This is a genomic window from Fictibacillus sp. WQ 8-8, from assembly GCF_024494405.1.
Taxonomy (GTDB): domain Bacteria; phylum Bacillota; class Bacilli; order Bacillales; family Fictibacillaceae; genus Fictibacillus_C; species Fictibacillus_C marinisediminis.
In genome coordinates this window covers 23,743-49,814 of the sequence record NZ_JAMXKG010000002.1, presented here as the reverse complement: position 1 = coordinate 49,814, position 26,072 = coordinate 23,743, and the positions used below count along the sequence as shown (strand labels likewise).

The window sequence follows — 26,072 nt, the reverse complement described above, 5'->3', positions numbered from 1 at the left end:
TATACAGGAGGCATTGAAACAGAAGCAATCCTATGGTATGATACGAGAAGTCTTATACGGTTTAATATCGATTATAGGGTTCGTTTTGAACTATAGTATAAAAAAGTAACTGTAAGAGGAGGAAGGCAGATGAAGAAATATAACATTCCGGTTGAAGCAGCATTGGAAGTGATCGGGGGCAAGTGGAAGGTCGTTATTCTTTGCCACCTTACAAAAGGAACAAAAAGAACGAGTGAACTGAAGCGTTCCATGCCTGGAATCACACAAAAGATGCTGACTCAGCAGCTTCGCGAGCTGGAAGCAGACGGTGTGATCGAACGCAAGATCTACCAGCAGATCCCGCCGAAAGTGGAGTACTATCTTACCGATTACGGCTGGTCCCTTCAGGAGATCCTCGATTCTCTGTGTGCATGGGGCGAGAAGCACATCGAACGCAACTACGACGACAAATCCCTTGTGTTAGTTGAAGGCTAGTTAACTATAATGGTGCCAGGCACCCGAATTACACACTTGTGTAATCCCGGTGCCTGGCACCATTTTCTTCCCCGTCTTTTCTGGTCCTTTTGGTGATGAATTGGAGTAAAAATGCTTTGTTTTTGCGTTCAGAACGTTACTTTCCATGTTCTGAACGCTTTTTTGTTGTGGTTTTTGCCTGCGGAGCGGGAATTTGACGGGGGAACATGCCTGTCAAATTCATTTACTGTCCAGATATCCACTTTTACTGTCCAAAAAAGGGTAAATACTGTCCAAACCAAGCCATTTACTGTCCAAAGTCGCACAAATACTGTCCAAACTCTAATTATGTAAACTACCTGCCCCTTCAAACCCCCTACTCCTCTTTCGTCTATTTCTTTAAGAATGAGATGAATGGGAAAATCCAGTTTTCCTTTGTCTGATCTTTTCATTTTGCCGTCGCTAAGTTAGCTTGAAAAATACGCTATACTAGGGGTAGTAATTTTTAGAATTTTAAAAAATGTACTGGACGTCATTCATAAAGGAGTTTTCATCAATGCAATTATTTATTCTTGCCGATGACCTGACAGGCGCCAACGATTCGGGTGTCCAATTATCCAAACAGGGCTTCCGTTCAATCGTTTGGCTGGATCTTTCCCAATCACTAGTTGCTGCAGCAGATGTGGCAATATATGATACTGACAGCAGAGCTCTTGGTGAAAAAGAAGCCTGCAAACGTATCTTACAAGCGGCTTCCCACGTAAAGGAACGGGATGAAGTACATGTTTATAAAAAAATAGATTCTACTCTTCGCGGCAATATCGGTTCAGAACTGGCAGCGGTATATGAGGTGTTCAAGCCGGAAATGCTTGTTATTTCTCCCGCATATCCAAAGTTAAACAGACAGACGATCAATGGCACCCAATATGTTGACGGCCGGCCTGTGGAAACGACCGAGTTTGGCAAAGATCCGAAAACACCGGTCACGGAGAGCCATATCCCTGCTTTGCTCGAGAAGTATGCTCATCATAAAATCTTCGTCGTGAACAGCGTTCTGTTATCACGTTCGAAAGAAGAGGTTTTGGCCAAAATTTTAGAGTCCTTGGATGAGGGGGTATCCTGGTTTGTCTGTGATGCTGAAACGGATAAGCATTTGGAGAAAGCGGCTTATGTTTTTTCTGCATTAAATAAAAAAACCGTGTGGGCAGGATCAGCTGGCCTGATCGAGTACCTTCCAGCTGTTCTTGGTCTAGCAGCTCAACCACAGGGTTTAGGAGAAAAGCTCAATGTGAGCCAGACCCTTACTGTCTCGGCGAGCTTATCACAAACGACAAAAGGACAGCTAGGAAAGGTTGGTATAATGCCTGACTCCCTGATGTTGGAAATGGATCCGTCAGAACTTATCAGGAAGACGTATGATCTGCAGAGCCTGATCGAAAAAATAAAACAGGTTCCAGAAAAACGCCATCTTGTCCTTTATGTAGATGGCTCAGATGAAAACCGTTCAGCAGCTCAGGAGCTTGGCAGGGACTTGGGTTTGCATAAAAATCAGATCGGGGAAATGATTTCAAGGGAGCTTGGCATCATCGCGCGTTCTTTGCTTAATGGGGTGCCTTCAATTGAAGGATTGGTGCTTACAGGCGGAGATACGGCCAAGGCGGTCTGTTCGGAAGTTGGGTTGTCCCAAATGGAACTGCGGTCTGAGGTGGAGCCAGGGCTTCCGTTAGGAATAGCAAGTGATGAAAAACGCCGGTACTGGACGGTTACAAAGGCCGGCGGATTCGGCAATGAAAATTCTTTAGTCCAAGCGTTGAAACATATGACAGGAGAGGTGTTAGAGCATGAATCAAAATAAAAGTATGGTCGGAATTACAATGGGAGATGCTGCCGGTGTGGGTCCGGAGATCATTCTGAAAAGCCTTGCAAGCACAGAAATCTATGAATTATCTCGTCCGTTTGTCATTGGCGACACCCGAATTCTTGAGCGGGCAAAGAGCTATGTGAATAGCCACCTTACAGTTCAAACGATTACGGAAGACGAACTTGAAAACTTGAATTTCACACATGGTACGGTGTATTGTCTGGATTTGAACCTGGTGCCTGAAGATCTTCCGGTTGGGCAGGTTTCGCCTATTGCTGGTCATGCGGCTTTTGAATATTTAAGCAAGGCGATTGACCTTGCGAATAAAGGAAAGATTGATGCGATTTGTACTGGGCCTTTAAACAAAGAAGCATTGCATAAAGGTGGCCATAAGTATCCGGGCCATACTGAAATATTGGCCGAGCTGACGGGAACAGATGAATTTTCAATGATGCTTTCGGCTCCTAACTTAAAAGTCATTCATGTTACCACTCATGTCGGTATCATTGATGCCGTAAAAATGATTAATCCTGAGCGGGTCTATCGTGTTATTAAACTAGCAGATGAGACGTTGAAGAAATCAGGAATTGAGTCGCCAAAGATCGCAGTCTGCGGAATTAATCCGCATGCTGGGGAAAACGGTCTGTTCGGATATGGTGAGGAAGAAGAGAAAGTAATACCTGGAGTGCAAAAGGCACAAAGAGAAGGCGTTAATGTCGTTGGCCCCCTTCCTGCTGATACACTATTTTTCCGCACGGTCCGCGGTGATTTTGATATTGTCGTCGCCATGTATCACGATCAGGGCCATGGACCGGTCAAAGTATTGGGACTGGATGCAGGCGTAAATATCACAGTCGGATTGCCTATTATTAGGACGAGCGTGGACCACGGAACCGCGTTCGACATTGCAGGTAAAGGTATAGCAGATGAAAAAAGCATGACCGAAGCGCTTCGTCAAGCAGTGGAATTGGCTCCAAAGCGGCCATAGTATAGATAGTAATTCAGCACCTCCTGCTTGTTCACAAGCAGGAGGTGCATTTTTGTCTTCATAACCCATCAATCCGCTGCTTCATAAGATGGTGTATCTACTTGATCGAACGCTCTCTCTAAAAACAAGGAGGAAAAAAAGTGAAAACTAGGGATGAATTCATCCACGAAGATGGCAGCTCGTTTCCCGGAAAAACCTACGAGGAACACCTTCTGAGGCATGTATTTAACGATCAGCGGGACTATCTGTTTAAGGAGATGTTCGCGATTCACAGGGCGCATGTGGTCATGCTGGCTGAACAGCAGATCCTGGCGAAAGATGAGGCAGGAGCGATTCTTTCAGGTGTGGAAAAGGTACGGCAGATCGATTTCCGCAAGCTGAATTATGATCCTCTTTATGAAGATTTATTTTTTATGATGGAAAGCCGGCTTGCAGAGGAAATAGGTGCCGACCTTGCAGGAAAGGTTCATATTGCGAGGAGCCGTAATGATATGGGAGTAGCGATGTACCGTCTTGTTCTGAGGAATCATATACTTACACTCATTCAAAACACACTCTTGCTCGGCGAGGCCCTCCTGGAGCAGGCGAAGGAACACGCCGGAACGGTCATGACCGCCTATACCCATACACAGCCGGCTCAGCCGACTACGCTCGGCCACTATCTGCTGGCCATCTATGATGTCGTCATAAGAGACATTCATCGCCTATGGTCCGCGTATGAAGGAGTCAACCGTTCACCTCTGGGCGCCGCTGCCCTTTCCACGACAAGCTTTCCAATCAGCCGCGACCGGGTCCGAGAACTTTTAGGGTTCAGTAGTATTGTAGAGAACTCCTATGATGCCATTGCTGGCGGAGACTATCTGCTGGAGACGGCAACTGCAGTCATGACACTCATGATCAACGCAGGCCGCTGGATCCAGGACCTGCTTCTTCAGGCGACCCGGGAATTCGGGGTCATCCGTGTTGCCGATCCATACGTACAGATCAGCAGCATCATGCCGCAAAAGCGGAATCCAGTGTCGATCGAGCATTCCAGATCCCTTGCCAGTTCAGCAGCTGGTGAAGCGATGTCAGCCATCCAGATGATTCATAATACACCGTTTGGAGACATCGTGGACACGGAAGACGACCTGCAGCCTCATCTGTATCGAAGCTATGAGAAGGCATCACGGGTATTGCAGCTCATGCATGCCGTCATCCGGACGATGGAGGTTGATGCAGAAAAGATCGGCAAGCGTGCGAACCAATCATGCATCACGATTACAGAACTTTCAGATGTGCTGGCTCGAGATAAAGGTGTCCCGTTCCGAAAAGCGCACCAGATCGCGAGCGCCGTTGCGAAACAGTGTACATCAGCAGGAAAAGAATTGAACGATATTGAGGTGGAAGCAGCGAACGCATGGATCAGCAGCATCTATCCTGCAGCCTTGACAGAAGAAGAATGGAAGGGAATCGTCTGTCCACGTGAATTCGTCAAACGCCGCAAGATTCAGGGCGGACCTAATCCGGACGAAGTAATGCGGATGATTGCGGAGCGTGAGGAAGACCTTTTTAATATGGAAAAGACCCTTCAAAACGAAAAAGAATGCTTGCTCCAGGCGGATCAATCTCTGGATAGTGCCGTGCAAAACTTGATCGCAGCAAAATAAGCTCTCCTTCGCCGGAGAGCTTACGGCTGCAATAAATGATGCATGATCCTGTCCCGGTCATTAAAAAATTGCTTCATGAATCACAGTAAAAACTCAGTTTTTTATCCACTGTACACAGCCGGATGTTTGCACCGGCGATGGGGATACCTGAAGATCCTGCGACAGGGGCAGCGAGCGGCCCATTAGGTGCTTATATTGTTGAGCATACGGACATTGCCCAGAATCAACAAGGAGTTTATCGTATTCGAAGTGAACAGGGATTTGAAATGGGAAGACCAAGCATCATTGATATTACGATTCGCAAAGAAAGGGAGTATGAGGAAGTTAAAATTGGCGGCTGCAGCGTCATCATGGGTTCAGGAGAGCTGCTGACCAGTCAGAAGTAATACACGATTCAGTTGGTGAGCATTCTCCCAGGCCGCACATATACTGGCAAGAAAGCTGAATTTCTTAAACATAAAGGGGAGAAAGCAGCAATGATAGCCTTACCAGTTCCATCGAGATGGGGAATCAGTGCGGATGTCGGCGGCAGGCCGCTCATCTGGGGAACGGTCGTCCTCAACTCCATAGAAAACAATAAAATAATGGGCACCCTCAATTTTCGGGGAGTTCCGGTTCCAATTCAGGGATATTGGACCGAAAATACAAGACAGATCTCTTTTGATTCACCTTATGCCACCTTTTCAGGCAATCTGTTCATTTATGATGATCCCTCGATTACCACACGCCATTATCTGATCAACGGGCGTCTTTACATGAAGCCGACATCTATGCTGGCGGGTGAATATGGAACATGGGTAGCTTCAACGAATGCCTATTTAAACGGCGGGAGCGGGCAATCATCCCAGCAGAATCAGGCACCTCCAGTTGGGGCTTTTACGACCTCTGATTATGTTGAAGATGCACCCGACCGGTGAAAGGGACACAAAAAAGCTGAATGAGATTGCTCATTCAGCTTTTTTATATCTAATTTGATTATGAAACTTTTCTGGTTTCTTTATGAGAATGAAGAACCGTATCATTCGATCTTACAAGACTAACAGCATAGCCCAGGAGAGCTCCAACGATTGCCGGCAGAATCCATCCAAGCCCTGTGTCATAAAGAGGGAGGATGTTTGAGAAAAAGGAATTCACACCATCTATCGATAGGTTAGCTGCATTTAATCCATCAAATAGACTAACGATAAAGGTAAACAGCAAGCTTCCTTGATACACTTCTGAGCGCCCTTTAAAGAGGTTGTGGGCGAAGCTTAAGAAAATAAGCATGATGGCCAGCGGATAGATCGCTGTCAGCACAGGAACTGAGATGGCGATCAGCTCGTTCAATCCGAGATTTGCTGTTAATGCACTGAAAGAGGAAAGAATAACAGCCAATGCTTTGTATGAGATTTTCGGAAAAACACTGTGAAAATAAGCGGAACATGCTGTAACTAATCCAACACTGGTTGTCAGACATGCTACTGTAATCATGAGTCCGAGAAATACATTCCCGAGAGAGCCGAAATAGTAATTGGCTACAGCTGATAAAACTTCTCCGCCATTGCTTAAATGGCCAAGTTCAGAAACACTGGAAGCTCCCATGTACGATAGGGATGTGTACACGATCGCCAATACAGCAGCTGCAATGGTAGCTGCCTTTGCACAAGTTCTTGCGATGACTTTTTTATCGCTGCCTCTTTTTTCTTTGATGGCATTGATGATGATAATACCAAAAACGAAGGCAGCCAATGTGTCCATCGTCAGGTAACCTTCCTGAAATCCTTTAAAGAAGGAGTTTTGAACAAACTCTTTCGCAGGCGCCTGAATCGGGCCGATCGGATGAATGAAGGCAGCGGCTACTAACACTCCGATGAACGAAAGCTTAAGCGGCGTTAAAATCTTACCTACGATATCAACGATCTTTGAAGGATTAAGTGAAAGGGCACATGTGATACTGAAAAAGACGACCGTGAAGATGAGAAGCGGCAAATGACCGCTGTTCTCTGGCAAAAAGGGCTTAACACCAATCTCAAAAGAAACACTTCCTGCTCTTGGCAAAGCAAAAAGAGGACCGATTGCTAAATAAAGAACAAAACTATAAAGAGCACTGAACCAAGGGTGTACACGATTTCCCATCGCCCGGAGGTCGTTGCTGCCGGAAATTCCGAAAGCAAAAACACCGAGCAGCGGTACACCGACTCCAGTAATCAAGAAACCGGCTGTCGCAATCCAGACGTTGGTTCCTGCAGTTTGTCCGAGCATTGCTGGAAAGATTAAGTTGCCTGCTCCAAAAAAAAGAGCAAATAACATGAGGCCGATAATCAATGTATGTGAAGACTGAGCTTTAGTAGACACGAAAAAAACCTCCGAATAAGAATATTGTGAATATTTACTTCATGTCGATTGATGTCGAATCTAGTGTCGAATTCATTATTCGATAATAACATGCTTAAATAATTTTTTTCAAGGGTAAATGCAAAAGATTTTAGTAAATTTCAATTTTTCTTTTTTTGAAAGCCTTTTTACATAAATGAACGAAAAAAAGGCCGGTTCCTCGGGAGCGGTGGACCGCCCGTAAGAAACCAGCCTTGAAATGCTACGAGATTTTATGGATTTTTGGCTTGTCTGATGAAGCCTTCTGGCTGGCCTGGATGGACCGTCCCAGAATAAGTGTGATGATGGCAGCAAGTACGAGTGAAGCAGCCAGGAAATAGAATCCGGCATGGAAGCTGCCTGTTAAGTCTTTAAACAGCCCGACAAATTTTGGGCCGTTATAGCCGCCGAGGTTGCCAATGGCGTTTTGCAGGCCGAGAGCCGCACCCACAATGCCTGCAGGAATGATCGCTGTAGGAATCGCCCAAAGCGGTCCGTACGGCGCATAGACACCAATCGCCGTAATGGATAACAAGATCATCTGAAGGGCGGGTGATTCCACAAATTGCCCTGCTACCATCGCAGCAGCACCAATCAGCAAAGGAATGACCACGTGCTGCACCCGGTTCATGCGCCGGTCGGACCAATAAGAGTTAAGGACCATTCCTACCAGTGCGAAGGTAAACGGAATCGCCGTCAGCCAGCCCATGACTGCAGAGTCTTTCGTAAATGTGCTGACCACGCTCGGTACCCACAGGGTGTATCCGTAGAAGCCGGTCATCCAGAAGAAATACATAACGACGAGTCCCCATACGGTCATGTTCTTAAACGCTGCACCGTATCCGGATGATTTTACGGCGCCTTTTTGTTCATTTTGAAGTTCAGCCGTCAGCTCGTTCCGTTCCTGGTCACTCATCCATTTGGCCTCAGAAGGCTTATCTTTGACCATGGCATACCAGACGAACGCCCAGATCAGCGGTGGTACACCTTCCAAGATCAGAACCGTCTTCCAGTCGAAATGTTTAAGCAAAAGGCCTGACAGGGGAGCCATCAGCATGGCGGATACAGGCAGGCAAGCCATCCAGAACGCATTGGCTCTTGCTCGTTCTTTAAGGGTAAACCAGTTGGCGAGCAGGACAAGCACAGCCGGCCAGACCCCGCCTTCCGCAACTCCTAAAAGAAAACGGACAAATTTCAGCTGGCCTTCTGTCTGAACAAAGCCTGTTGCCATCGCGGCAAGGCCCCACAGGATCATGAGAATGAAGATAAACTTTTTCGCTGACCACTTCGTGGCCAAAATGCCTCCGGGAATCTGCAGGATCAAATAACCGACAAAGAAAATTCCGGCAATATCCCCGGCGGCTGACGAGGAAATGTCCAAATCTTTTTGAATATAAGGCATCAGGACACCAATATTGATTCTGTCCATATATGCGAGCATGTACATGATAAATGCGACCGGGATGATCTTACCCCATTTTGCTGAAGCCATCGTAACCCCTCCTGTTTTTAAAATTGTTGAAAAAGAAACCGTTTACATTTGTTTTTGGAAGAAGAGAGAGGCGGTGATTCCTCTCTCGTTTTTCTAAAATCAGACCTTCAGTGTACGGAAATGAACAGAATATTGAGCAGCCAGCTTGATTGCTTCCTCCATGCTGACAGAGCCCGCGATCCCTTGGCCTGCAATGTCAAACGCTGTGCCGTGGTCGACTGATGTACGAAGGAACGGCAAGCCATTGGTGATGGAGATCGTACGTTCAAAATCGGTCATCTTAGCGGCGATATGCCCCTGATCATGATAAAGGGAGAGCACTGCATCATATTTTCCGTGAAGTGCCTGATGGAAAACAGAATCTGCAGGGACAGGGCCAAATGCATTGATGCCTTGCTGCTTCGCACGCTCAATCCCCGGGCCGATCTCATCCAGTTCTTCCGAGCCGAACAGTCCATGCTCACCGCTGTGAGGATTCAGGCCGGCTACTGCCATTTTTCTACTTTCAATTCCAAGACGCTTTAGTGCTTCGTCACAGCGGACTAAATAATCATGCACACGGTCAGCAGTAATCTGGCCGATCGCATCCTTCAGTGATAAGTGTCGTGTCAGGAAGAAAATCCGCAATGAACGCACTTCAAACATGGTTAGCGGATCGTCTACACCCGTTAGGCCGGCAAGCATTTCGGTATGTCCGATATACGGCACTTCTGCGGCTTTCAAGGATTCTTTATTGATCGGTGTGGTGGCAATGGCGTCAACCAGCCCATTGTTGGCAAAGGCAATGCTTTTTTCAATATAGTCAAAAGCGGCTTGGCCGCACATCGCCTGAACCTTTCCGATCTTCAGCTGGCTGATATCTATATTCTCAAGATTAACGATATCGATTGTTCCGAATTCATATTTTCCTTCTGCGGGGTCATTGATGGGATTCAGCCCAAGAGAAACACCAGCAAAGGTCATCGCCTGTTCAACAACGGAGGCTGTCCCGATCAGAACAGGGCGGCAAAGGTCATAGATTTCCTTTTTTGCGAGTGCCTTAACACTGATTTCAGGCCCGATTCCGGCAGGATCCCCCATAGGAATGGCAATGATTGGTTTAGCAGTATATTGTGTCATGATAATATCTCCTTTTCATTTGTCTTTTTTGTGAGCTGCCGCTGTAAAAATAAAACGGATTCTGTAATCGCAGATTCACTGCCTACCAGGCCGCCTTTTGTTACGACAGGCAGGCCGTCGAGGTAGCCGCCGATAAACCTTCCGTAGGCGGCTAGAGGAAACACCTCGTCAAGCAGCTGAATGCCATGGGTTTTACCGGCGGCGCATATTGAAGCAGTCACATCTCCTCCGCTTGAAAAACATCCGCTGATGCTCGTTCTGCTTTTTTGGATGATTCTCTGGCTGATGATGGCAAGGCCGTCTGTAATCCTTCTGGCAAGCGATGCTTCGGTTGTGAGCTGCTCTTTGGCAATTGCCTGAAGATCAAGCAGCGGGGCATCCTCCTGGAAAGTCGTAACCAGCACAACTGCTTGTTCCTCCAGCAGCCGCAGCCCTTCGTTCATTCCTCTTACAATTTCTGCGTCTCTTTCTCCATTCTCATCCCTTGCCAGTTTTAAAGGATCGATATAAACGGTATGCAGCGGCAGGTTTTCAGCCAGATGATGAATCTGCTTTCCAGTTACCGACGTACAGCTGCCGATCGTGAGCAAAATCTTCGGTGTGAAGGGAGAACCGCTGTATTTTTCCTTTACATAAGCGGCAGTCAGCGGTCCCGGATCGACAGGAACGAACGTCACATCCAGAGCCGCCATCGCTTTGGCGACAGCTTCTATCTGTTCTTCATTCACGGCGTCTGCTACGATGACCCGGCTGCCATCACTGATTTTTTCCTGAAGGCAGGAAGTGAGCTGGAACAATCCTTGCAGGACTTCATTCATCTCCAGGGTGGCCACAGGCTTGGCGCATTGTCTGCTAATAATGGAAGGAACGTGCGACTCGTTCAGCGGTGCTTGCGGATCCTTAGCCACGTCGGTTTCCTGGACTGGCGTGCCGTTCACAAGCAGATAGCCTCCAACGGTTGTTCGTCCAGACACAGGGTAGGACGGCATAACGACGGCAACGGAATCTTCTCCCAAAGCATCCAGGCAGGCATCGATTTCACCGCCAATATTTCCTCGGCCTGTACTGTCGATGCGTTTGCAAAAGAGCTCTACGCCCTGTCCCGACAGGCTGCCGATAATATCTGAAACTCGTTTGTACGCTACGTGCTTCGGGGTGTAGCGGCTGTCAGTGTCAATGCAGATCGCGTCATAGTTATAGGCCGTTTGCGGGGAGAAGCCATGCAGGATGGTTGCTGTTGATATACCTTGTTTGGTCAGAAGTACTCCCGTCGCGTTGGCGCCTGTCAGATCATCGGCGATCACTGCAATTCTCATCCATGACTCACCTCGTTTTCTTTTACGGTATATATGGAGGTTATTTCTCCATATCGCACCGTATCTTCAGGGGTTAACTCTGCATCGGTAATGATGCCTTCTATCTTTTCCAGAGAACATACTTGTGAAAAAGAGCTTTTGTTGAACTTTTGAGAGTCTGCTACGACCCAAGTTGTAGTGGCTGCGTCAGCCATCAATCTCTTAATCAAGGCTTTTTCCATTGTTGGAGCGGTAAGCCCTTTTTCAAGATTGATAGCGTGCGTGCCCATGAATAAAAGGTCGACTCGGATCTGATTAAGCAGGTCCTGTGCATGAGGGCCCACGAACGAACCAATTCCTCTTTGCAGGGTGCCGCCCGTACAGATGATCTCCGATGGACTTTCGATCAGTTCAGCGGCAATCTTCAGATCGTTGGTCACAATCGTTAAGTCGTCTCTGTTTTTGATCACTTTGGCAATCTCCAGAGTGGTTGTCCCGGAGTCTAATAGAATCTGTGCCCCCTCCGGAATCAGGCTAGCCGCATACTTGGCGATCAGGTGTTTTTGGTTCACCCTGGTCATCGATTTGTTTTGATAGGGGGTTTCCGGGATGAGCGGGTTCACTGCAACAGCCCCTCCGTGGGTCCGGATGACTTTCCCTTCCTTTTCTAACTGGGCCAGATCCCTTCGGATCGTCATACCAGAAACGTTCAGTTCTTCAACCAGCTGTTCAATTTGAACTTTTCCTTCTTTATCGGTTCGTTTTAAGATTTCTAGTTTTCGTTCTAACGGGAGCATTCTGTTCATCCTTATCATTAGCTTTTGTTCAATTATGTTACTTTATGTTCATTTATGCAAGGGTTTTTTTCGGAATATTTATATAAAATAAAAAGGGGCTGTCCAAGAAGTCTGTAAGCTGTTGATTTCCGTTCCAGGCTGCTCGCTTTCCGCGGGGCGTGCGGTGAGCCTCTTGGTGCAAGCACTGGCGGGAGTCTCACCTGTCACGCTAGTCCCGCAGGAGTCTCGCATCTTCCACTTCAATTAACTTTTCATTGAAGATTTTTCAAGCCAAAAAGGGGCTGCCTGAAGGTCAATTTTCGACTTTCTGGACAGCCGCTTTAAGCGTTACATTTCATCAGGGGCTTTAATGCCGAGGAGGCGCAAACCTTCTTTTAGTACGATGGTTACGGCATTGACGAGTGAGACACGGCTTGCGAGGGTTTCATCCTCCTCAAGCACTCTAATGTGGCTGTAAAATGCATTAAACTCCTGAGCCACGTCGATCAAGTACTTGGCAATCTGGGAAGGTTCATAGAGTCTGAGACTTTTTTGAATGACCCTGGGAAACTCCATGAGCGTTTTTACCAGCTCCCAGCTGTAGTCATCCTCAAGCCCGGTGTTTATACAGCTCACGTTTCCGGCTTTTCTCAGGATGGAGCAGGCCCGTGCGTGTGCATACTGAACATACAGACCTGTTTCCCCTTCGAATTTCAGCATATCTTTAAGTGAAAACTCGATATTGTTCAGTCTTTCGTTCTTCAGATCGTGAAAGATAATAGAACCAACACCGATCTGTTCAGCCACTTTCTCTTTGTTGGAAAGGCCAGGGTTCTTCAGCTCGATATTTTGTCTGGCTAGCGTAATCGCTTCTTGGATGACTTCTTCTAAAAGTACGACTTTGCCTTTTCGGGTCGACATTTTTTTACCGTCTTTTAAAATGAAGCCGAACGGGATATGGATCATCTCCTCGGCCCACTGATAGCCCATCTTTTTAAGAACAAGGATGATTTGCTGGAAATGCAGGCTTTGCTCGTGTCCGACGACATACAAGTTTTTTGCAAAATGATAGGTTTCCTGGCGATAGAGGGCTGCCGTCAGGTCCCGGGTCGCATAGATGGTAGCGCCGTCCGACTTCTTAATGAGGCAGGGCGGGAGGTTGAACTCATCAAGGCGGACAACCTCCGCACCGTCAGATTCCGTAAGCAGCCCTTTTTCTTTTAATAGAGTCACCGTATTTTCCATCTTATCGTTATAAAATGCTTCGCCATTGTATGAATCAAACTCAATATCCAGCAGCGAGTAGATTTTTGAAAATTCCTTGAGGGATTCTTCACGGAACCATTTCCAAAGGGCTGTCGCTTCCTCGTCTTTTTCCTCGAGCTTTTTAAACCAGTATCGCGCTTCATCCTCAAGGGCAGGCTGTGTTTCAGCTTCCTTATGAAATTTCACATAAAGGCTGAGAAGCTCTTTGATCGGATTCTCCTTCACCGTATCCTCGCTGCCCCATCGCTTGTAAGCCACGATCAGCTTCCCGAATTGTGTTCCCCAGTCACCGATATGGTTGATGCGGACAGGCTTGTAGCCGCATTTTTCGGTAATGTTGGCGATTGCGTTTCCGATGACGGCCGAGCGGAGGTGCCCCATGGAAAAAGGCTTGGCGATGTTCGGAGAGGAGAGGTCGATCGTAATGTGTTCTCCGCTGCCCTGTTTGGCTGATCCGTAATGGCTGCCTTGTTCAAGAATGTCTGTGACGATCTCCTTGCTGACCATTTCTCTTTTATAAAAGCCGTTCATGTAGGGACCTTGTGCTTCCACTTTTTCAAAAAGCGGGGAGCTGATTTTGGATGCGAGTTCGGACGCGATGAGCTGGGGCGCTTTTTTTAGCGTTTTTGCAAGAGTGAAACAAGGGAAGGCGATATCTCCTTGCACCGAGTGCTTCGGTATTTCGATCAGCTTTTCAATATCTTCTGTACCTGGCACATCCTTAAGCTGATGTGAGATAAGTTGGGCAAATTCCTTTTTGAGCTCCGACATAGTGTTGACCACCTCTTGTAATCATTTTTATGGAAAAATAAAAAAATCCCGTCTCTAAAAAATTTTAGAGACGGGATGTATGACCCGCGGTACCACTCTTATTGTTCAAAAAAGAACCTGCTTTGGCGTTGATAACGGGGTTCTCCCCGGCCGCCCTACGGATTACTGGTTCAGGCTGGCTCCTCAGAAGTGCGGTTCATCGTACAGCATCCGCCAGGCTTTCACCGTCCCTGACTCGCTTTTCTCTGCATGCAGGATTACTCTCTTCCTCATCGAAAATGTGTTGTTTTTTAGTGATTATAAAGAAGAAGGAGAAAGAAAGCAACCAGATTTTTCAAAATTAAGGTTATCTTAAGGAAACCCGTTTAAAGTTGCTCCTATAAAGAAATGGACAGAAGTGATGAAAGATGAAAAAGCTCAATTATGTAAAGTTTGGTTTGGACTTGGCGATGAGTATTACGTTTGTTTTGCTGTTTAACAAGAGAGTGTTTGGCGGGATGACCTTTCACGAAGTGGCAGGAACGGCGATCGGGGTTGCGTTTCTGACTCACATGGCCTTGAACTGGCGATGGATCAAGAATGTTTCTTTGAAACTATTCGATAAGAAATTGCCAGGAAAAACACGGTTTAGCTATGGATTAAATCTTGTACTGTTAGTATGTATGACCATCATTATGGTAAGCGGAATTTTTGTTTCAAGGGTGCTCTTTCCCAATATCAATATAGGAAATGAAGGCTGGTTTAAGCTGCTGCACATATCGTTATCGTTCTTGACCTTGATCATTGTGGGAATTCATGTCGGCATGCATTGGAAATGGGTCATCAACGTCTGGAAACGCATCTTTTCCATTAAGGAACCGAAACAATGGATGGGCTGGGCGGCTAATGGAGCGATGGCAGTTGTTCTGCTGTTTGGTGTCTTTCAGATCTATGAAACAGGGTTTATTTCACGACCGGTGAGTGTGTTCGGCATCTTTTCAAGCGGCGGGCAGCCGGCGATGGCTGAAGGTGGCAAGGGGGCATTCGGGCAGAGGCCTGACATGGATGGAGACGGCGGCGGACAGGGATTCGGCGGACCGCGTCCTGGAGAGCAGGCAAGCGGAACGAGTGATGGCGGTCAATCGGGAAGTCCGGCACCGGGATCGTTCAGCAAGGGAGAACGGCCTTCTGGATTCGATGGTGACGGTGATATGGGAGGCGGCGGACGCGAACGGGAAGACTTTGGAGGCCGGGAGCATGGCTTCGGGGGCGATGTGAGCGCCCTGTTTGTTATTTCTACGTATACCGGGATCATGGCGGTCTTCGCCGTGCTGGCTTACTATATTGGCAAGTTTTTTGTGGGAAGAAGGAAGAGGTTGAGTTAATGGAGGGTGTCAGGCACCGCGTTTTGACATATGTCAAAAGCTGGTGCCTGGCACCCTTTCTGTTATAATTTAGGGAACTACTGTTGAGGGGGTTAACGGAGATGACGATGACGTACCTTGAAACCTTGCATGAAGAAATACGAAGCAGGCAGAATCCGGCCGATGCGGTAAAGATGCAGTCTTACATGAAGAATAAATTTACCTTTTACGGCTTGAAGTCACCGATCATGAAGGAGGTTATGAAGAATCATGTGAAAATGTACGGGCTGCCTGAGATGAGCATCCCGGAAGTGACGAAAAAATGCTGGAACTACAGAGAACGAGAAATGCAGTACATGGGCATGTTTTTTGTGGACAAGCTGAAGAAGGGCATGCAGGAAGACGATCTTAAGGCATTAGAGAACACGATCACTGAAAAGTCGTGGTGGGATACAGTGGATCATATCGCCAAGCACCATATGGGACATTACATACAAACGTTCAAGCATCGGGAACAGGAATTGGTGGAGAAATGGATTCATTCACCGAACATGTGGCTGAACCGGACTGCGATTCTTTATCAGCTAGGCTATAAAAAAGATACGAATGAAGACATCTTAAAATACGTCATTGAGCAGCAGAAGGAGAACAAAGAGTTCTTTATCCGCAAAGCGATCGGCTGGGCATTGAGGGAATATGCCAAGACCAACCCCGATTTCGTCATCGATTTCGTGAACTCTACGCAACTCCAGCCACTAAGCAGAAAAGAAGCTCTGAAGAATATACAGTTAACCTAGAACGGTGAAACGGTGCCAGGCACCGCTTTTTGACATGTGTCAAAAGCGAGTGCCTGGCACCGTTTTTTTTTATTGCTCTATGATCTCCTTTGACTTTTGTACTTCGTGAACAGCTGTAAGACCGATTGTGCTATAAAAAAAGCGAGTAATACAAAGACAACACAGATTTCTATGAGTTCCATTACTTTGAAAGGAGACAAGGCATTAAGGATCGCTGTTTTCATATCAAATCCTTCGTAGATATCCAAAGTCAGAGAAAAACACGTCAATAGTATAAACATCGATAGGGTAATACCCAGGATTTTCATCGTTCTATCACACTCCGCACACATAGTATCTCCCGAATGAACACGATCCATTAAGAAAGGAACAGAATAAGGAAGAGGAGCCAAGGAAAGCCTAAAAGAAAATTACGTAGAAAGGTTTTGCTTCTTATGCCTTCTTTTTTCAAAAAGAAACCACTTCAAAAAAATAAACCTTCTCAAGAGGAAGAGAAGCAAAAAAAGCAAACATCTTCTCCCATTTCGCCAGTTCTTGAAGAGAATATTGAAATCATTAAAACACAGACAGGAAAAAGCAGTGAAGTTATCATTCGAATTTTTAATCATTCCCCCCGGTTTAACGCCCGCACAGCAATCGTTTATGTGAAGGGGATAACGGACCAGCAGACCATTCAGGACCTTTTGATCGAATCGATACTGAAACCTGGTGTTCAAGATCCAGATCAAAAAAATCTGGCGGCGATGGTGGAGGAAATCGTGCCTCTTGGTAACATAGAGCAGGTTGATGATTGGTCTGTTTTGTTCGAATCTCTCATGGCGGGGGACACGATTATTTTTGTCGATGGCTTTTCTTCGGCCGTACGGGCATGTACAGAAGGCGGAGAAAAACGTTCCATTGAAGAACCGAGTACACAACGGGCGATCCGAGGTTCAAGAGAAGGATTTACAGAATATATCGAAACGAACATATCCATGGTCCGAAGACTGATTCAGAATCCCCTGCTATGGACCGAATCCATGAAAATTGGAAAAGTGACCAAAACCAACGTCACCATCATGTATATCAAAGGAATAGCGAAGGATGAGGTGATTGTTGAGCTTCGTAAACGGCTTAATAAAATCGATATCGATGGAGTTCTGGAGTCCGGGTATATCGAACAGCTCATTGAAGACCAATCCATTACAGCATTTCCTACCCTGTACTATTCCGAGCGTCCGGATACGGTTGCGGGCAATCTATTGGAAGGGCGCTTTGCAGTTTTCGTTAACGGAACACCGTTCGTTCTTCTCGGACCTGCCGTATTTGTGCAGTTTTTTCAGTCGATTGAAGATTACACCGAACGTTTTTACATCTCCACCGCTATAAGATTATTGCGGGTTCTGGTCTTTTTTATCTCGCTCATCGGACCAGCGACCTATATTGCCGCAACGACCTTCCATCAGGAGATGATTCCGACCCAGCTTTTGATTGCCATCGCCGCACAGCGGGAAGCCGTTCCTTTCCCGAGTTTTGTGGAAGCACTCATCATGGAAGTTACGTTTGAGATCCTGAGGGAAGCGGGAATCCGAATGCCTAAAGCGATCGGGTCTGCCATCTCCATCGTCGGTGCCCTTGTTATCGGACAGGCAGCGGTTCAGGCGGGAGTCGTATCGCCTGCCATGGTCATTATCGTAGCAATTACCGCGATCGCCAGTTTTGCCACTCCGTCCATTGCGATCGCGATATCGGCCCGTCTGCTTCGTTTTATTTTTATGATCAGTGCCGCTACCTTTGGTTTTTATGGCATGCTTTTAGTTTTTATCATGCTGGTCGTTCACTTATGCAGCCTGAGATCTTTCGGCGTTCCTTACATGTCACCTCTTGCCCCGCTTATCCCTGCTGAAGTGGGAGACACGTTTATCCGGGCTCCCATGTGGACGGGAACGAAACGGCCGGCCTACATCAGCGGACCCAACCAGCAGCGTGATGGAGACAATATGAGCAAACCGGAGCCGGAACAGAGACGGATTCTGGTTACAGAAAATGAAGGTGATCAAAATGAGACGTAGCGTGATCGTTTTTATCACAGTGGGACTGCTGCTTTCATTGCTTTCAGGCTGCTGGAGCAAAAAAGAGCTGAACGATCTGGCCCTCGTCTCTGCGGTTGGCATTGATCTTGATAAAAAAGGAAGATATTTAGGCACCTTTCAATTTGTTAATCCAGGCAATGTGACAGGAGGGTTCCAAGGGGGAGGTGGAGGCAGCGGCAATGCCGTCTCCGTGTATTCGACAACAGGGAATAATATGGATGAGATCAGCCGCCGCATGTCTACCAAAGTTTCGAGAAACCTCTATTATGCCCATGCGAATCTGCTGGTCGTCAGTGACGAATTGGCGAAGAAAAAAGGGTTGAATCCAATCCTGGATGCCTTTGACAGGGATGCAACGTTCCGGAATACAGCGACCATCGTGATCGCTCATAAGGCAAAGGCAAGTGATATTGTAAAAACACTGACAGCCATCGATAAAGTTCCAGCGAACAAAGTGATCAAACTGTTGAGGTTCTCCGAAAGAGTATGGGGGCAGGCGATCAATGTAACCTTATTGGATGTGGTAAAAGATTTATTGGATGACGGAAAACAGCCCGTCATCAGCGGGTTTTATTTAAAGGGTTCTAGTGCGATCGGAGAACGCGTTGAGAACATCACGCAGTCAACACCCCAGGCAGCTCCCCAAATTGATGGCCTGGCTTTATTTAAAGGCGGAAAGCTTAAGGGCTGGCTCTATGGGAGGAAAGCCAAAGGAGCCGTCTGGGTGATGAACAAGACTCAAAAAACAGAAGTTAATATAAACAAAAAGGGGAGGAAGGAAGCGATTGCTTTTGAAGTACTCCGGCAGAACACGAAGATTTCTTCTTCCGTTAAGAAAGGAAGTACCCAGCTTACTGTCAGTGTACAAACCGAAGGAAATATAGGGGAAACGGATGTGCCTGTTAATCTTAAAGACCCGCATGTGATCGCACAATTGGAGAAAGGTTTTGAAAAGGAGATCGCTGCAGAGATTAGAAGCGCCATAAAAGAGGCACAACATAAAAAAACCGATATATTCGGCTTCGGGGATACGGTCCATCGTTCGCAGCCTGACACATGGAAAAGGATTTCGGGAAAATGGGAGGAGGATTATTTTTCGAAAGCAAACATTAAGGTGAAGGTCCATGCCTTCGTTCGCCAAACCGCTCTGAGGAACAATTCTTATCTCACAGATGAGAAATAAAAAGAAGGGGGCAAAGCAATGGAAAAAGCAAGAATAACACCATATCAGCTGTTTGTCCTCATTCTATTATTTGAGCTGGGCAGTGCCCTGCTTGTAGCGGTGGGGATCGAAGCCAAGCAGGATGCGTGGATCGTTATCCTGCTGGGGATGCTTGGGGGATTAGGGCTTTTTTTCATCTGTTACCGGCTGTATTGTTTTTACCCGGACATGCTGCCGACAGAATACCTTCAAAAGGTTGTAGGCAAAGGAATCGGGCGTCCGATTGCCTATTTGTACATGCTGTATAACCTTTATATCGCGGGAAGGGTCTTGCGGGATTTTGGCACCATGCTGCTGACATTTGCTTACTTTGAAACACCCCTTTTAATCGCCAACACCTTAATGATCCTGGTCATTATCTATACCGTCTCAAAAGGAATTGAAGTATTGGCGAGAACAGGAGAACTCTTTTTGGTCTTCATTTATTTGTTGGCAGGATCTGGTGTGATCCTCGTATTATTCTCTGGAGTAATTGATATCCACAACCTGCAGCCTGTGCTAGAAAACGGCTGGAAGCCGATTATTAAAACCACCCTAAAAGAGTCCCTGTATTTTCCCTTTGGAGAACTCCTTGTGTTTACGATGATTATTCCTTATGTGGAGGATGCCAAAAAGCTGAGGAACGCCAGTGTGCTTGCCACTGTTGTCAGTGGGCTGTCGCTGGCTCTGGTCATGATGTTCAATATCAGCATCCTTGGTGTGAATCTTACAGCACTGTCTCAATTCCCTTTGCTGAGCACCATCCAAACCATCCAGGTCGCTGATTTTTTGGAGCGCCTGGATGTCTATTTCATGATTGCTTTAGTCGTGGGAGGTTTTTTTAAGATAAGTCTCTTTTTGTACGTGGCTGTAATAGGGACGGCGAACCTCTTCAACGTAAAACCGGCTTCCAGGCTGAGTTATCCGCTCGGGCTTGTCGTACTTTTCATGTCCATGACAATGGCAAGCAACTATTCTGAGCATATTAAAGAAGGAATCGGGATCATTCCGCTCTTATTGCATCTTCCTTTTCAATACATTTTCCCTATCATTGTCTTCATAGTGGCGTATTTTAAAAATAAGAATAAAAGTAAAAATCAAAAGGCAAACTAAAAAAACGGTGCCAGGCACCGCTCTTTGACATATGTCAAAAAGGGGTGCCTGGCACCATATCAATTAAAACTGAGCTTTAATTTGAGCTGCCAACGCTTCAGCGGTTTCTTTCACTTGCGCTTCATTTAATATGCGGACGCCCTGTATTTTGAAGACAGGGAGGTAACGCATGCCTGTCAGGTTAGCAGTCGCCTGGAACGGCTTCAGCAGTTCATTAAGGCTGTAGTTGTTGTAGCCTCCTGCTTGATACGCTTCTTCCGGTCCGCCGGTTGAGATCGCTAGCATGAATTCCTTGCCGTGCAATTTAGTGCCTTCAGCGCCGTAAGCCCATCCGTAAGTCAACACAACATCCTGCCATTCTTTTAATAAAGCAGGGCTGCTGTACCAGTAGAGCGGGAATTGGAAGACGATGCGGTCATGCGCCAGCAAAAGCTCTTGTTCACGCTCCATGTCAATATTTCCATCAGGATAAGCAGCATACAATTCATGAACCGTTACATCCTCTTCGTCACGAAGACGATTCATCCATGTTTTGTTTACAAGTGATCCTTCCATATTTGGGTGAGCGGCAATAACTAAAGTTTTCATTTGATTTCCTCCTGGGGTCTTTTTATTTTCCTTCAAAAGCGACTTCTGTCTCAGAGCGCTCTTGGTTCATCGTGTAAAAAGTGTCTGCGATATGTTCTGGTGAAAACGGTGTTCCTTCTTTGACAAATCCTTTCACCGTCAAGGTGCCCACATAGATGCCTTTAACACTTCACCAAAGTCGTTTCTTACCACGAGATCGCTTTAGGTGCGGCCCATCAGTCCAACGACGAGCGCTCAGAAAAAGACCTCGCCATCATGGGAGACGAAATGCTCAAGCTGATGGCAGAAGGAAAGCTTGATTCCATGCTGAAAGAGACCGTTTCACTCGAGGAAGTTCCAGAAGCGCTTGTGCGTCTGTCCGAACGCCACGTGAAGGGCAAGATTGTAGCGAAAGTTAGATAAAAAGAGAAAAGGATGGCGCCTGGGCGGGCGTCATCCTTTTTGATCGGGCGGGAAATATGGGTTTACCCGCCGTTTTGCAGTGTTTACCCGCGGACACAACCGATTTACCCGCCGAAATGAGAATTTTACCCGCCAGAATTGCACATTTACCCGCCAAAACTGGATTACGTAAACTAGCGACCCATCACCCAACGCTCAAACAACAAGCAAAAAAAAGAAGCATTATTGATGAACATATGGTATTTTTAGGGAAAAAGAAAAGAGGGGGAATGGATGATGGCCAACCTGCTGTTCAGTCTGCTGATTGGTGTAATCTTCGTTTTAGCTGGACTTTTCATGAAAGTGAAGCCTCCGGCCAAAATCAATCCACTGTACGGCTATCGCACGTTTCGTTCCATGAAGAATGAGAAGCTCTGGAACGAAGCCAATACGTATTGTGCCGGCCTTATGATTAAATATGGTGTGGCGATGGCAGTGTTCGGCGTGGTCTTCAGTCTATTGATAAAAAACGAGCTGGCAGGGGTGTTTGCCACGATGGGAGTGATGCTGCTGTTCATCGTCCTGCTTTTCGTTAAAGTGGAGAAGCGGCTGAAGGAAATCGGCCAGTAAAAATGGCCGCCAAGTTTCCAAGGGGGCTATAACGGGAAATAAGGGAGTCATACATATTCATACATAAAGGGAGCTGGAATAGATGATCAATGTGGCACTATTAAGCAAATGGCATGTTCATGCGAAGGATTACGCGAAGGAAGCAAGCGAGAACAAGGACATCAACATCAGCGTCGTTTGGGATGAAAACAGCGAACGGGGCGAACAGTGGGCTCAAGAGCTTGGTGTGCCGTTTGAAGCCGATCTGGAAAAAGTGCTCTCCAATCCTTCCGTGCAGGGGGTCATTGTGACGACGCCAACGACCGCTCATACCGAGATCATCACCGCTGCTGCAAGGCATGGCAAGCACATTTTTACGGAAAAAGTGCTGGCTCCAACAGTGAAAGAGTGCGATGAAATCTTTTCAGCGGTGGAGGAGGCAGGCGTTCAGCTGATGGTTTCCTTGCCGAGGCTTACAGAACGATTCTACCTTTACGCGCAAAAAATATTGGACGAGGGCTGTCTCGGGAATCTGACGTCGGTACGCTGCCGAGTAGCCCATCATGGTGCTGTCCCGACAGAAGAAAGCCAGCATGGCTGGCTGCCTGGGCAATTTTTTAACAAAGAAGAGGCAGGCGGCGGGGCACTCATCGATCTCGGTGCGCATCCGATCTATCTTTCCAACCGCTTAGGCGGAAAAGTAAAAGCAGTGACGGCACGTCTGCAGCAGACCAACCGCCATGACGTAGATGACAATGCAGTTGTCATCGTTGAGTTTGAATCAAGCGCGCTCGGAACCATTGAGACCGGATTCCTTTCCTACGGATGCCCGGATCAGCTCGAGCTTTACGGAACCGAAGGCACACTGCTGATCGAGAACCGCGAACCGAGAGAGCTGATCAGCGACCGTGTGGAAAAAGAAGGCGTCATCATGTCCGATCAGCTGCCAAAAGCATTGCCTTCAGCGATGGAGCAATGGGTGGCCGCGATTACGAACAATACGGCTCCTGCCATAACCAAAGAGGACATTCGTAATTTGACGCTAGTGAACGAAGCGGCTGCACTCTCTCATAAAGAGGGCAGGAGAGTCGAGCTTACTGAGATTGAAAAAAATTATTCTGCGATAACCAGGTAAAGTGCTGTTTTGAGGGATTGCGAGGGATAGAGTGACAAAGGCCGACCGCTAGTTTACCATAATTCCGGTTTGGCCAGTAAATCCTCTGTTTTGGCCAGTATTTTCTGATTTTGGCTAGTAAATATGACGATTTGGCCAGTAAATTTCTCATTCTCGCCAGTAAACCTCTCACTTGCTTCCTCAACCCTCAATAAACAACGAAATGAACGAAAGCCCGACCCGCTTTTTCGCAGTGGGACGGGCTTTTTCTTACAAAAACTCCCCTAATCCATATAGCAGAACGAAAATAAATACCCAAACGGAGTCGACGAAGTGCCAGTAGATCCCAAACGAAGCAAAGCGGCCTCGGTTCGCTTCGGTATCACCTTTTGTCTTCACATGCATCAGCAGGAGACCCATCCACAAGACTCCAAACAGGACGTGGCAGCCGTGCAGTCCGACCAGCAGGTAATAGGAGGACACGAATGGACTTCGAGACAGCGTGTTTCCGTCACTCACATTCTGCAGAAACTCCAACACTTCTAAACTAAGGAACCCGAGAGCGAGCGCGGCAGTCAGCGCGGTAAACATCAGCGCTTTGCCGCTTTCTCTCATTCGCAGTGTTTCATCGGCAAAGTACCAGGTCAGGCTGCTGGAGAGGAGAAGGATCGTAGGAAGAATTATTTTTTTAAAGTGAAAGAACTCGTTAGGACCTGGCCCGTTACCCTGGTGATGCAGCATGACAAAATAGGTTGCAAACAAACAGCCGAAGATAACGGCTTCCGCACAAATGAAAAGAAACATCGCTGTCTTTCTTTGGGAATGATGTTCAACAACACTTTCGGCCGTCTCCTGCACAGTCGTCTCCATACCCATTTATCCTTCCTCCTTTCTGATGGCTTTCTCCAGCTGTTTGCTTGTGTACAGCTTGATGTTCCGCTCAAAAGAAATCGACCGCCAGCCCATCAGCAAGAGAATTCCCACCGCTCCAATGACTGCAATCCACAGAACTTCAAAAATAAGCCCGAATGAAAGGGTGAAAAAACCGCCGCTGAGAAGGACAGGCAGGATGGTCGGTTTCTCTACAAAGATTTGACTCTCTTCTTTCGCAGAAGGAATCAGCGTGCCGTCTCCCCGTTCTTTTTCATGCCAGAAGGCTTCAAGATCCCGGACGAGCGGGGCACGCGGCCAGCGCATGTGGGAGGAAGGCGAGGATACCGCCCACTCCAGCGTCCGGCCGTTCCATGGATCGGCAACCCCTTTTTTCTCTTTTTTTCGATAACTGAAGAAAAGATTCCAAGCAAACAGCAGCACGCTGATGCCCATTAAGTAGGCGCCCATCGTACTGATGAAATTGAGCTCAAACAAGCCGTCTTCGGGCAGGTAGGTGAAGGTTCTCCGCGGCATGCCCTTCAAGCCTGAAATGTGCATCGGAAAGAAGGTGACATGAAAGCCGATGATAAACGTCCACGCCTGCCATTTCCCGATCTTCTCGTCCAATATATAGCCGAACATTTTGGGCCACCAATAATAGAATCCTGAAAATGCCCCGAAAATGGTGCCTGCGATCATCACGTAATGAAGGTGGGCAACGACAAAATAGGAATCATGATATTGATAGTCGGCAGGAACGACAGCCTGCATGACCCCGGTTACGCCCCCGATCACAAAGGAGGGGATGAAGGCGAGAGAAAAGAGCATGGCCGTTGAAAAGCGGATGGAGCCGCCCCGCAATGTGAACAGCCAGTTAAAAATTTTAATCCCCGTCGGAACGGCGATCAGCATGGAGGTGATTCCAAACACAACGTTTGCGAGCGGTCCGAGCCCTACTGTAAACATGTGGTGAATCCAGACCATGAAGCTTAAAAAGCCGATGACGAGCATGGACAAGACCATGGAGGAATAGCCAAAGATTCGTTTGGATGAAAAGGTGGCGATCACCTCGGAAAAAATACCGAATGCCGGCAGAATGACAATGTAGACCTCCGGGTGGCCGAACGCCCAGAATAAGTGCTGCCAAAGTACCGGGCTTCCGCTTCCTCCGTCATAAGCTTGAGTTCCGAACTGATTATCAAAGATAAGGATGATCAGGGCGGCGCTTAATGCCGGAAAAGCCAACAGAATGAGAATCGAGGTAATCAGAGCGGACCACGTGAACAGAGGAATTTTCATGAATCCCATGCCGGGTGCCCTGTTCTTCAAGATCGTGACGATGAAATTGATGGCCGTCATGATCGTTCCAATTCCAGATACCTGCAAGCCCATTGCATAAAAGGCTGTTCCGTTTCCGGCAATATCCTTATCCGCGGCAAGGGGGACATACGAAGTCCAGCCAGCGGAAGGGGCACCGCCCAAAACAAAGCTCAAATTAATGAGCACACCGCCTATTACGAACAGCCACATGCTTAGGGAATTAAAGAAAGGAAACGCCATATCCCGTGTCCCGATCTGCAGTGGAACAGCGATGTTCATCAGTCCGATCAGGAAAGGCATGGCGACAAAAAAGATCATGAGCGTACCATGGGTCGTCATGACTTGATTGTACTTTTCGCCATGAAAGACCCAAAAATGGAAGTCCGGAAAAGCGAGCTGGGTTCGCATGAGCATGGCATCAAGGCCGGCGCGCAGGAAAAATAGAAACCCAAAAGCGATATACAGAATCCCGATTTTACGATGATCGGTCGTCCGAATCAACATCCAGAGGGCTTTCCATTTTTTCGCGACGGTAAGAAAAACAAATGCTGTGATCATCATGACGATGATTGAAAGGTCTGCCGCTATAATATCAGAAGCAAGTTTGATGTGTGTGCTGAAAAACGGTATCGACATGTT

General features: G+C 47.2%; 23 protein-coding genes. 14 read left to right on the top strand and 9 right to left on the bottom strand.

Features of this window, described 5'->3' with window-relative positions; translation table 11 throughout:
* Positions 1 to 129 precede the first annotated feature (129 nt).
* The 6 genes from M1K46_RS03975 to M1K46_RS03950 all read left to right on the top strand — a co-directional run bounded on the left by M1K46_RS03975 (position 130) and on the right by M1K46_RS03950 (position 5,868).
* Positions 130 to 474 carry a winged helix-turn-helix transcriptional regulator gene (locus M1K46_RS03975; RefSeq protein ID WP_053356546.1) on the top strand — a complete coding sequence of 115 codons (345 nt, stop codon included), beginning with the start codon at positions 130 to 132 and terminating at the stop codon, positions 472 to 474.
* Positions 475 to 1,009: 535 nt separating this feature from the next.
* Positions 1,010 to 2,308 (top strand): four-carbon acid sugar kinase family protein, encoded by a 1,299-nt coding sequence (locus tag M1K46_RS03970; protein ID WP_256225030.1) that lies wholly within the window; start codon positions 1,010 to 1,012, stop codon positions 2,306 to 2,308.
* Positions 2,295 to 3,302, top strand: coding sequence for a 4-hydroxythreonine-4-phosphate dehydrogenase PdxA (gene pdxA / locus M1K46_RS03965; RefSeq protein ID WP_256225029.1), 1,008 nt, complete (start codon positions 2,295 to 2,297; stop codon positions 3,300 to 3,302). The genes M1K46_RS03970 and pdxA (M1K46_RS03965) overlap by 14 nt, the downstream gene beginning before the upstream one ends.
* Before the next feature lie 140 nt (positions 3,303 to 3,442).
* A complete protein-coding gene (gene argH / locus M1K46_RS03960) occupies positions 3,443 to 4,951 on the top strand; it encodes an argininosuccinate lyase (RefSeq protein WP_256225028.1) in 1,509 nt (502 codons plus the stop codon).
* 122 nt (positions 4,952 to 5,073) lie between these two features.
* Entirely contained in the window at positions 5,074 to 5,337 is a 264-nt protein-coding gene (locus M1K46_RS03955; protein ID WP_256225027.1) for a PhzF family phenazine biosynthesis protein, read from the top strand.
* Between the two features lie 90 nt (positions 5,338 to 5,427).
* Entirely contained in the window at positions 5,428 to 5,868 is a 441-nt protein-coding gene (locus M1K46_RS03950; protein ID WP_256225026.1) for a hypothetical protein, read from the top strand.
* A 58-nt stretch (positions 5,869 to 5,926) separates the two neighbouring features.
* Here the strand turns inward: M1K46_RS03950 and brnQ are convergent, their stop codons facing one another.
* The 6 genes from brnQ to argS form a co-directional block, all read right to left on the bottom strand.
* Positions 5,927 to 7,285 (bottom strand): branched-chain amino acid transport system II carrier protein, encoded by a 1,359-nt coding sequence (gene brnQ / locus M1K46_RS03945; RefSeq protein WP_256225024.1) that lies wholly within the window; start codon positions 7,283 to 7,285, stop codon positions 5,927 to 5,929.
* A 241-nt stretch (positions 7,286 to 7,526) separates the two neighbouring features.
* Complete coding sequence (locus M1K46_RS03940; protein WP_053356557.1) at positions 7,527 to 8,795, bottom strand: MFS transporter; 1,269 nt, start codon at positions 8,793 to 8,795, stop codon at positions 7,527 to 7,529.
* Between the two features lie 99 nt (positions 8,796 to 8,894).
* Positions 8,895 to 9,914 carry a 4-hydroxythreonine-4-phosphate dehydrogenase PdxA gene (gene pdxA / locus M1K46_RS03935; protein WP_256225023.1) on the bottom strand — a complete coding sequence of 340 codons (1,020 nt, stop codon included), beginning with the start codon at positions 9,912 to 9,914 and terminating at the stop codon, positions 8,895 to 8,897.
* Entirely contained in the window at positions 9,911 to 11,230 is a 1,320-nt protein-coding gene (locus M1K46_RS03930) for a four-carbon acid sugar kinase family protein (RefSeq protein WP_256225022.1), read from the bottom strand. Before M1K46_RS03930 ends, pdxA (M1K46_RS03935) begins: the two co-directional genes overlap by 4 nt.
* Positions 11,227 to 12,006, bottom strand: coding sequence for a DeoR/GlpR family DNA-binding transcription regulator (locus M1K46_RS03925; protein ID WP_062238502.1), 780 nt, complete (start codon positions 12,004 to 12,006; stop codon positions 11,227 to 11,229). The genes M1K46_RS03930 and M1K46_RS03925 overlap by 4 nt, the downstream gene beginning before the upstream one ends.
* 327 nt (positions 12,007 to 12,333) lie before the next feature.
* Positions 12,334 to 14,022 carry an arginine--tRNA ligase gene (argS, locus tag M1K46_RS03920; RefSeq protein WP_256225021.1) on the bottom strand — a complete coding sequence of 563 codons (1,689 nt, stop codon included), beginning with the start codon at positions 14,020 to 14,022 and terminating at the stop codon, positions 12,334 to 12,336.
* 407 nt (positions 14,023 to 14,429) lie between these two features.
* Here argS and M1K46_RS03915 point away from each other — a divergent pair, with 407 nt between their 5' ends.
* From M1K46_RS03915 to M1K46_RS03895, 5 genes are all read left to right on the top strand, one after another.
* Positions 14,430 to 15,386 carry a DUF4405 domain-containing protein gene (locus M1K46_RS03915; RefSeq protein ID WP_256225020.1) on the top strand — a complete coding sequence of 319 codons (957 nt, stop codon included), beginning with the start codon at positions 14,430 to 14,432 and terminating at the stop codon, positions 15,384 to 15,386.
* Positions 15,387 to 15,487: 101 nt separating this feature from the next.
* Positions 15,488 to 16,162, top strand: coding sequence for a DNA alkylation repair protein (locus M1K46_RS03910; RefSeq protein ID WP_091009514.1), 675 nt, complete (start codon positions 15,488 to 15,490; stop codon positions 16,160 to 16,162).
* 434 nt (positions 16,163 to 16,596) lie between these two features.
* Positions 16,597 to 18,213 (top strand): spore germination protein, encoded by a 1,617-nt coding sequence (locus M1K46_RS03905; protein ID WP_256225019.1) that lies wholly within the window; start codon positions 16,597 to 16,599, stop codon positions 18,211 to 18,213.
* Positions 18,203 to 19,417, top strand: a complete 1,215-nt coding sequence (locus tag M1K46_RS03900; protein WP_256225018.1) for a Ger(x)C family spore germination protein — start codon at positions 18,203 to 18,205, stop codon at positions 19,415 to 19,417. The genes M1K46_RS03905 and M1K46_RS03900 overlap by 11 nt, the downstream gene beginning before the upstream one ends.
* Positions 19,418 to 19,435: 18 nt before the next feature.
* Positions 19,436 to 20,548 (top strand): GerAB/ArcD/ProY family transporter, encoded by a 1,113-nt coding sequence (locus tag M1K46_RS03895; RefSeq protein WP_256225017.1) that lies wholly within the window; start codon positions 19,436 to 19,438, stop codon positions 20,546 to 20,548.
* A gap of 63 nt (positions 20,549 to 20,611) precedes the next feature.
* Here M1K46_RS03895 and M1K46_RS03890 read toward each other — a convergent pair whose 3' ends face one another.
* Positions 20,612 to 21,136 carry an NAD(P)H-dependent oxidoreductase gene (locus M1K46_RS03890; RefSeq protein ID WP_256225016.1) on the bottom strand — a complete coding sequence of 175 codons (525 nt, stop codon included), beginning with the start codon at positions 21,134 to 21,136 and terminating at the stop codon, positions 20,612 to 20,614.
* A gap of 267 nt (positions 21,137 to 21,403) precedes the next feature.
* On the opposite strand from M1K46_RS03890, the gene M1K46_RS03885 reads away from it, so the two are divergent.
* The 3 genes from M1K46_RS03885 (at position 21,404) to M1K46_RS03875 (ending at position 23,261) form a co-directional block, all read left to right on the top strand.
* Positions 21,404 to 21,538, top strand: coding sequence for a zinc-binding dehydrogenase (locus tag M1K46_RS03885; RefSeq protein ID WP_256225015.1), 135 nt, complete (start codon positions 21,404 to 21,406; stop codon positions 21,536 to 21,538).
* A gap of 273 nt (positions 21,539 to 21,811) precedes the next feature.
* Positions 21,812 to 22,147: an SdpI family protein gene (locus M1K46_RS03880; RefSeq protein ID WP_256225014.1), complete on the top strand. Its 336-nt coding sequence runs from the start codon at positions 21,812 to 21,814 to the stop codon at positions 22,145 to 22,147.
* Positions 22,148 to 22,229: 82 nt separating this feature from the next.
* Positions 22,230 to 23,261: a Gfo/Idh/MocA family protein gene (locus tag M1K46_RS03875; RefSeq protein ID WP_256225013.1), complete on the top strand. Its 1,032-nt coding sequence runs from the start codon at positions 22,230 to 22,232 to the stop codon at positions 23,259 to 23,261.
* Between the two features lie 249 nt (positions 23,262 to 23,510).
* Here the strand turns inward: M1K46_RS03875 and M1K46_RS03870 are convergent, their stop codons facing one another.
* Positions 23,511 to 24,116, bottom strand: a complete 606-nt coding sequence (locus M1K46_RS03870) for a cytochrome c oxidase subunit 3 (protein WP_256225012.1) — start codon at positions 24,114 to 24,116, stop codon at positions 23,511 to 23,513.
* The gene (locus M1K46_RS03865) at positions 24,117 to 26,069 is read right to left on the bottom strand and encodes a cytochrome c oxidase subunit I (protein WP_256225011.1); all 1,953 of its coding nucleotides are present in this window, start codon (positions 26,067 to 26,069) and stop codon (positions 24,117 to 24,119) included.
* Between the last annotated feature and the right edge of the window lie 3 nt (positions 26,070 to 26,072).